The organism is Holdemanella biformis DSM 3989, assembly GCF_000156655.1.
Taxonomy (GTDB): domain Bacteria; phylum Bacillota_I; class Bacilli_A; order Erysipelotrichales; family Erysipelotrichaceae; genus Holdemanella; species Holdemanella biformis.
The window spans coordinates 49,674-57,687 of record NZ_DS996843.1 but is presented as its reverse complement, the minus strand read 5'-3'; the positions used below and the strand labels follow the sequence as shown (position 1 = coordinate 57,687).

Genomic DNA, 8,014 nt, shown 5'->3' with positions numbered 1-8,014 from the left:
ATTTTAAACGCCGCCTTTTCTTTGAGTGGAGCATTTGTGTTTGGTGGGCAACTTGGTTTTATTGCCGGAGTAAATCCAAATAGTGTGACTTGGTTTGTGGTTGTAAAGCTTTTAGCTGGAATATTAGGCTTGGTTATAGCGAATGTAATGGAGGAATGATTATGAATTATATGGAATTGATGGAAAAAAGTCGTGAAGTGATGGGGACAAAGTTATGTAAGTCTTGTCCTGTATGTGATGGAAAGGCATGTCGAAATACGATTCCAGGTCCTGGTGCTAAAGGTATTGGGGATGTTGCGATGCGCAACTATGATGCTTGGAAAAACATTCGTGTAAATATGGATACAATTACAGATAATGAACCAGTAAGTACAGAATTAGAACTATTTGGTCATACATTTAAATATCCGATTTTTGCAGGGCCTGTAGGAGCTGTAGGAATGCACTATTCAGATGCATACGATGATAATGGATATAATGATATTTTAGTTCGAGGTTGTATGAATGCGGGTATTTGTGCATTTACAGGAGATGGAAAAGATCCAAATATTATGATCAATGCGACGCGTATTATTAAAGAAAATAATGGGTATGGTATTCCAACCGTTAAACCTTGGAGTTTAGAAACCTATTTAGAAAAATTAGACTTAGCTTTAAACAGTAATGCCTTTGCGGTAGCTATGGATGTAGATGCAGCTGGACTTCCTTTCTTAAAGGGGTGTCAGCCTCCTGCAGGAAGAATGAATACAGAGCAATTAAAGGCTATCATTTCAAATACACCTGTACCATTTATTGTGAAGGGTGTAATGAGTGTGAAGGGTGCTTTAAAGGCAAAAGAAGCAGGAGCTAGTGCAATTGTGGTTTCGAATCATGGTGGTCGTGTTCAAGATCAGACGCCTGCGACAGCTGAAGTTTTAGAAGAAATTGTTAAGGCGGTCGATGGAAGAATGAAAATCTTTGTGGATGGTGGACTTCGTAATGGCGTCGATATCTTTAAGGCTTTGGCATTAGGTGCAGATGCCGTCATTGTAGCTCGTCCATTCGTGAATGCGATCTATGGAGCAAAAGAAGAAGGTATTCAAGTATTGGTAGATAAACTTGGTAGTGAACTAGTAGATACAATGGAGATGTGTGGGGCTAAAAGCTTAAAAGACATTACTCGTGATATGGTAAGATAGGCAGCTTAAATGCTGCCTTTTTTTGATACTTCAGAAAAATGTGTAAAAAAGGTATCTAAAATTACAGAAAAATGTGTTAAATCAATTATAAAAAGTCTGGAAAAATGTGTTAAATAGGTATAGAAAATCATGGAAAAATGTGTTAACTTAAATTCAAGAGGTGGTTTCATGAAGCGAAATGCGATTTTAAAGCTAGTTCAATGGAAAAATAGTCCTGAGAGAAAACCTATGGTATTAAGAGGTGCAAGACAGGTTGGTAAGACTTGGTTGATGAAAGAATTTGGTCAGAATTATTATGATAATTATGTTTATTTTAACTTTGATGAGGAGGATGAACTAAAATCTATTTTTGAAACTAATAAAAATCCAAATCGTATTATCGAACTTCTTTCTATGATCAGTGATGAAAAAATTGAACCTGAAAAAACTTTGATTATATTTGATGAAATTCAGGAGTGTCCTGAAGCATTAAATACGCTTAAATATTTTAAAGAAAAAGCGAATGAATATCATGTGATAACGGCAGGTAGTCTTTTAGGCACATTATTGGCTAAGCCAAAATCATATCCTGTAGGTATGGTTAATCTTTTAGATATTTATCCATTGACGTTTGATGAGTTTTTAAATGCGATAGATTCTGGGTTATATGCATATTATGAAAGTATTCAAAAAGAACAAGTTATTGAACAAATTTTCCATCAACGTTTATTAGATGCTTATAATTATTATCTTATTATTGGTGGTATGCCTGAATGTGTATCTTCATGGATCAAGTATAAAGATCCTGCCATGATATCTAAGATACAAAGAGAATTGATTGAGGTTTATGAAAATGACTTTTCTAAGCATAATGGAAAAGTGAATAGTGGACGTATTTTAATGGTATTCAGAAGTATTGTTTCTCAACTTGCGAAACCCAACGAGAAGTTTATGTATGGTGCTGTTCGTGAAGGGGCTAGAGCTAGAGATTTTGAAGAAGCAATCGAATGGCTTGTGTCAGCTGGTATGTTGAATCGTGTATATAATGTGTCTAAGATGGAACATCCATTATCTGCTTTTGATAAATTGGATCAGTTTAAACTGTTTGTGTTTGATACAGGACTTCTCAAACAAATGGCGGGCGTGGATAATAGCGCGATATTATTGAGAACAGATTATCAATTTAAAGGACCATTGACAGAAAACTATGTTTTACAACAACTTCAAGGACAATTTGAAGTTGAACCCCGATATTATTCGGATAAAAATGGTGAGATTGATTTTGTGGTTCAAAATAAAATGGAAATTATTCCGATTGAAGTAAAGGGTGGTGAGGATAGATCTGCCAATTCTTTTAAGACATATGTCGCAAATAATGCACCTCAACATGCATATCGTTTTTCTAAACGTGGGTATCGTAAGGATGGTGACTTTACAAATCTTCCGTTATACTTGGTTCGAAAAACAAAGGATCTATTATAACTTAAAAGGTATCAGTTTTAATTTCTGATACCTTTTCTTAATGAAATGATTGCGAGTATTGTATTGATCAAGCACCAAAAAGACCATATATATAGGTCTGAATAGTTACCTGCAAGTACAAAGCCTGTTAATGTAGCTAAACCAAACAGAATAATAAGTGCAATGTTTGTGCCTTTAGAGTTGTTCTTTCTAGATACAATCGATACAATTCCTCCACAAAGCATGCATATACTAACAACAAGTCCTGCACTGCCACTGGATTGTCCACTTTCTTCTAGTGCGTTGGCAAGGCCTGCCATCATACTTTGGAATACGACAAATACACTTAATACAATGGAAATGATTCCACTGACTAGTTTCCATGTTTTCATAATGATAAAATCCCCTTTCTTAAGTATATTTTAAACTAAGAAATGGGGATAATTGGTATGCTTGTGGCATACATTAATGGTGCGTGATATTTAAGATGTGATTTAAAAGTCGTGGGACTAAGAAAGAAATGTAGATTACGGATCCTATTGATAAAATACCTAACATAAATAATCGCCTCTTTCTTACACCTTTATTGTAGAATTTTCAATGTTTAAATGGTGTTAAAGAATGAGGCGACATATTAAGATTTCATTAAAAGCGAAGGAATTTTTGTAGGTCTGAATTTTGTGCAAGAATCAGGATGTTTTCCGATTCTTCAAAAGTGTGTTCCGCACTAGGTAGTGGGTCGAGAATTCCATTGATTTTAGTGGCTAAAATATTGATGTGGTACTTTCTTCGAATATCAAGTTCTAACATACTTTTTCCTATCCATGAATTTGGCACAGAAATTTCATAAATTGAGTAGTCTGGAGTAAGTTGTACATAGTCAAAGATATTTTCACTTGAGAAACGTACGGCTGCCCAATTACCGATTTGTTTTTCAGGATATACGACTTCATCGGCTCCATTACGCAATAAGAATTTAGCGTGTACATCACGTACGGCTCTTGCGACAACAAGTTTAGCACCATAATCTTTTAATAAGGCGGTTGTTTCTAGTGAGCTTTGAAAGTCATCTCCAATGGCTACAACGCAAAGGTCAAAATTGGATACGCCTAGTGAGTCAACAAAACTTTCGTCGGTGGAATCTCCAATTTGTGCATTTGTGACATAAGAAAGGACTTTGTTGATTTTAGCTTCACTTTTATCAATAGCTAAAACGTCATGTCCTAAATCATATAGTTTTTGTGCCATGTGACGTCCAAAACGTCCCATTCCAATAATTAATACTGATTTCATATTTTCTCCTTTATCCAATTGTGATATTTTCTTGTGGTAAATTTGCGTTTGCGACAACTTGATGTTTAGAAATAGCTAACAGTAAAGTTAATCCTCCAACTCTTCCAAAGAACATCAAGAAAATTAAAATGCAGTGGGATGCACTTGATAGTGTGGGTGTGATTCCTAATGTAAGTCCAACGGTTCCAATGGCAGAGGCCGCTTCAAATAGGGCGTCTAGAATGGGTAGTTGATCGAAGGCTGAAATAAGGAGTGCGCCTGTAAAGAATAATACCATAAATAACATAAATAAGGCTGTGGCATTGTTTAATGAGTCTATGGAGATGCGTCTTCCAAAACATTGTGGGTTTTGTTTATGATTGAATACAGCACGAATACTTAGTATCAATACGGCAAGTGTTGTAGTTTTAAAACCTCCGGCCGTACCTTGTGGACTTCCTCCTATCAACATAAGTAGTGTCATAAAGAGGATGCTGCTTTGATTCATTTTGTTTAAATCAATCGTATTAAAGCCGGCTGTTCTTGGGGATACGGCTTGGAAGATTGAAACATTGATTTGATCGGCTAAGCTCATATTCCAATGGCTAAAGTCATTGATGTAAAAGTAGAGCGTGCTAATAATCAATAAAGCGGCTGTCGTAAATAGCACGACTTTAGATTGTAAGGAATATTTGTGCAAATGACGTTTGTATTGAATAACATCTTTCCAGACAAAGAAGCCTAAACCACCAAGTACGATTAATGCTGCAATAACATTGGATATAAGTATGTCGCCATAATAGCTAGTTAGGGATGAATAGGCTTGTTGGGTGCCCATTAAGTCAAATCCAGCATTACAGAAGGCGGAAATAGAATGGAATATGGAATACCATATGCCTTTGACTAGGCCAAAGCGAGGCAGAAAGCGAATGCCTAATAAAATGGCTCCTAATGCTTCTACACATAAGGTAGCTTTAAGAATCCATTTTGTGTTTCGAATAATACCGCCTAGTTTTGGTGCGGAAATAGATTGTTGCATAAAGTATCTTTGTTTAAAACCAATTTTTTTACCACCTAGAACAGATAGGATTATTGCCATAGTAATAACGCCCATACCTCCAGTTTGAATAAGTGTTAAAATGACAAGTTGTCCAAATGGGGACCAATATTGAGCTGTGTCATGCACAATCAGTCCGGTTACACATGAAGCACTGGTTGAAGTGAATAATGCATCTAAAAAGGGAGCGCCCCTTCCATCGTTTGTGGAAAATGGAAGCATAAGCAAACAGGCACCAATAAATATCATAGTCGCAAAACTGAGGATGATCATTTGTCCTGGGGTAATGCGATTCATACGTTTTTTAAACATAAAACCACCTATCCTAATATCTCAACACATTCTACACTAGTCTGCATTAAGATTTTATAAAAATATTCTAACACTATATTAAGACAATGTTAAGATACTTGGTTCTTTGTGGGCTTGTTTTGTGGGCTTGTGTTATACTTGTCGTATGGCTAGTGTATTATTATGTTTATCGACTTCAAAATATAATTCAAGAGTGATTGAAAAAGGGGCTCAAATTGCGAAGAACAATCATGCGACGTTAAGTGCTGTTTATGTGCAGACCCCAAAAGATGAAAGTATGAGTGCGGCATCAAAGAGTTGTTTGCGTGAAAATATTAAGTTTGCGGAGAGTAAGGGAGCTAAAGTTACAATTCTTTATGGGCACAATAAGATTCGACAGATTGTTGAATATGTGGATGTTTCACAAGTGGATTGCGTAGTTATAGAAAAGAGTCTTGCCTCACAGGCTTTATTTAGATTGCGTGACATTGATGTATATTCTGTGAATTATCCTCATGACTATCGGCATTTGTTTTATTTTGACTTTAGTTCTTTTCGTTTTTCCTTTAAAGATCTGTTAAAGATGATTTTGATTCTTATTCTTTGTACGCTAATTGGCAAGGGATTTATGCACTTTCAATTCTTGATTACGACACCCATTATGATTTATATCTTGGGGATTGTATTTGTATCTATTTGGACAAGTGGATATATCTATAGTTTATTGGCATCTTTATTTTCAGTATTATGTTTTAACTTTTTCTTTACATACCCCTATTTTTCTTTGTTGAGTGATCCAAGCTATATTACGACATATATTGTGATGTTTGTGGTGGCTATGTCTTCAAGTTCATTAATGACAAGGTTAAAGAAACAGTCTTTTGAGAATGCCAAACAAGTATATCGTACGCAAGTCTTATTGGAGATGAGCCAGATGCTTCAAAAGGCGAATGATATGAATGCGATTTATGCGTCCATGTTAAAACAGCTGCATAAATTGTTGGATACAGATTTAGTTTTGTATCCACATAATGATGAGCCTATTTTACTTGGACAATGTCCCATAGAGACAAATATTGTGGCTTGGGTATATGAAAATAAACATGAAGCTGGTAAAACAACAAGTTATCATTCGGATTCGATGTGTTTATATTTGCCTATAAATGGAACGCACGAAGTATTAGGTGTGGTTGGAATTGTTTTAAAAGATAAGATGGATTCTTTTGAAAAGAATTTGTGGCTTGCGATATTGGATGAGTGTGGTATGGCTTTAGAAAAGGAAAGGATTCGTCTAGAAAATCTAAAGATTGAGCAGCAAGCTAAACAAGAAGCGTTGCGAGCCGATTTATTGCGTATGATTTCGCATGATTTAAGAACACCATTAACATCTATATCTGGTAATGCAGGTTTATTGTTGGAAAACGAGAATGCGTTTTCTTTAGAAAAGAAGAAGGAATTGTATCAGGATATTTATAATGATGCGATGTGGCTTTATGATTTGGTGGAAAACTTATTGTTTATAACGAGAATTGAAAATGGTACGATGCAGTTGAATCAACAACCAGAAATGATTGAGGATATTTTTAGAGAGGCGATTCATCATTTAGGACGTAATAAGCGTAATCATAATATTTCTGTGCGTTTAGAGGATGATTTGTTGATGGCCAATATGGATGCGCGTTTGATTATTCAAGTATTAGTGAATTTAATGAATAATGCGATTAAATATACGCCAGAGAATTCTAAAATTGTTTTGAGCGCAAAACGAATTGAGAATAAGATATTAATTGAAGTTCAAGATGATGGAAATGGTGTTTTACATCCAGATCAATTGTTTGAAATGTTCTATACGGAAAATAATCATAGTGGAGATACAAGACGAGGTATGGGTTTAGGTTTATCTTTGTGTAAGTCGATTGTTTTAGCGCATGGTGGTAAGATTTGGGTAGAAAATGTAAATCCTCATGGTGCTTGTTTTAAATTTTTATTGGACGCAGTGGAGGTGAATCTTTATGAATAAAGTACAAATATTAGTTATTGAAGATGATGTTGCGGTTGGAAATTTGATTACGACAACACTTGAGATGGAAAACTATCAGTTTCGTCTGGCAAAAACAGCGAAACAAGGTATTATGAATGTTCTTTCTTATAATCCTGATATTATGCTTCTAGACTTAGGTTTACCGGATATGGATGGTTTGGAAGTTATAAAGAAGGTTCGTTCTTGGTCAAATATTCCAATTATTGTGGTTTCGGCAAGAAGTGAAGATCAAGATAAGGTAAAAGCTTTAGATTTAGGGGCCGATGACTATTTGACAAAACCATTTTCAGTGGATGAATTGTTGGCTAGACTGCGTGTAACGATTCGAAGATTAAATAATAGTCAGACCATAAGTGTAAATGAGAGTGTATATGAAAATGGAGATTTGACAATCAATTATGCGCAGGGTTGTGTATATGAGAATGGGCATGAAATCCATTTAACGCCGATTGAATATAAATTATTGTGTGTTTTAGCTAAAAATACCGATAAGGTTTTAACACATAATTATATCATGCAAGAAGTATGGGGAAGTGTTCAAGGTACAGAAACGCCGAGTCTAAGAGTGTTTATGGCTACTTTGCGAAAAAAGATTGAGCCGGATACTTCAAATCCAAAATATATTCAGACGCATGTAGGTGTTGGATATCGTATGTTGAATCAGACAGAAAAAAAGGAAGACTAGTGTCTTCGCATATTGAAATAGAGTGAAATAATAATTGTGATAACTCCAAT

At 35.3% G+C, this 8,014-nt stretch carries 8 protein-coding genes; 5 read left to right on the top strand and 3 right to left on the bottom strand.

What is annotated here, in order from left to right:
- The 3 genes from eutH (at window position 1) to EUBIFOR_RS07010 (ending at window position 2,639) form a co-directional block, all read left to right on the top strand.
- Window positions 1–159, top strand: a complete 159-nt coding sequence (gene eutH, locus EUBIFOR_RS12455) for an ethanolamine utilization protein EutH (RefSeq protein WP_261795752.1) — start codon at window positions 1–3, stop codon at window positions 157–159.
- A 2-nt stretch (window positions 160–161) separates the two neighbouring features.
- Window positions 162–1,178, top strand: coding sequence for an alpha-hydroxy-acid oxidizing protein (locus tag EUBIFOR_RS07015; protein ID WP_040466315.1), 1,017 nt, complete (start codon window positions 162–164; stop codon window positions 1,176–1,178).
- Window positions 1,179–1,346: 168 nt separating this feature from the next.
- On the top strand, window positions 1,347–2,639 hold the full coding sequence (locus EUBIFOR_RS07010; RefSeq protein ID WP_040466314.1) for an ATP-binding protein: 1,293 nt from the start codon (window positions 1,347–1,349) through the stop codon (window positions 2,637–2,639).
- A 17-nt stretch (window positions 2,640–2,656) separates the two neighbouring features.
- Here EUBIFOR_RS07010 and EUBIFOR_RS07005 read toward each other — a convergent pair whose 3' ends face one another.
- From EUBIFOR_RS07005 to EUBIFOR_RS06995, 3 genes are all read right to left on the bottom strand, one after another.
- Window positions 2,657–3,010 carry a hypothetical protein gene (locus tag EUBIFOR_RS07005; protein ID WP_003865291.1) on the bottom strand — a complete coding sequence of 118 codons (354 nt, stop codon included), beginning with the start codon at window positions 3,008–3,010 and terminating at the stop codon, window positions 2,657–2,659.
- A gap of 253 nt (window positions 3,011–3,263) precedes the next feature.
- Window positions 3,264–3,911: a potassium channel family protein gene (locus EUBIFOR_RS07000; protein ID WP_040466313.1), complete on the bottom strand. Its 648-nt coding sequence runs from the start codon at window positions 3,909–3,911 to the stop codon at window positions 3,264–3,266.
- A 10-nt stretch (window positions 3,912–3,921) separates the two neighbouring features.
- A complete protein-coding gene (locus EUBIFOR_RS06995) occupies window positions 3,922–5,259 on the bottom strand; it encodes a TrkH family potassium uptake protein (RefSeq protein WP_003865289.1) in 1,338 nt (445 codons plus the stop codon).
- A gap of 121 nt (window positions 5,260–5,380) precedes the next feature.
- Between EUBIFOR_RS06995 and EUBIFOR_RS06990 the strand changes: the two genes are divergently transcribed.
- Window positions 5,381–7,258 carry a DUF4118 domain-containing protein gene (locus EUBIFOR_RS06990; RefSeq protein ID WP_050755954.1) on the top strand — a complete coding sequence of 626 codons (1,878 nt, stop codon included), beginning with the start codon at window positions 5,381–5,383 and terminating at the stop codon, window positions 7,256–7,258.
- Entirely contained in the window at window positions 7,251–7,964 is a 714-nt protein-coding gene (locus EUBIFOR_RS06985) for a response regulator (protein WP_003865287.1), read from the top strand. Before EUBIFOR_RS06990 ends, EUBIFOR_RS06985 begins: the two co-directional genes overlap by 8 nt.
- The last annotated feature ends 50 nt before the right edge of the window (window positions 7,965–8,014 follow it).

Coding starts and splice junctions, on each gene's coding strand:
- EUBIFOR_RS06995 (WP_003865289.1), bottom strand. CDS start 5,259: ATGTTTAAAAAACGTATGAATCGCATTACCCCAGGACAAATGATCATC.
- EUBIFOR_RS07015 (WP_040466315.1), top strand. CDS start 162: ATGAATTATATGGAATTGATGGAAAAAAGTCGTGAAGTGATGGGGACA.
- EUBIFOR_RS07005 (WP_003865291.1), bottom strand. CDS start 3,010: ATGAAAACATGGAAACTAGTCAGTGGAATCATTTCCATTGTATTAAGT.
- EUBIFOR_RS07010 (WP_040466314.1), top strand. CDS start 1,347: ATGAAGCGAAATGCGATTTTAAAGCTAGTTCAATGGAAAAATAGTCCT.
- EUBIFOR_RS06985 (WP_003865287.1), top strand. CDS start 7,251: ATGAATAAAGTACAAATATTAGTTATTGAAGATGATGTTGCGGTTGGA.
- EUBIFOR_RS07000 (WP_040466313.1), bottom strand. CDS start 3,911: ATGAAATCAGTATTAATTATTGGAATGGGACGTTTTGGACGTCACATG.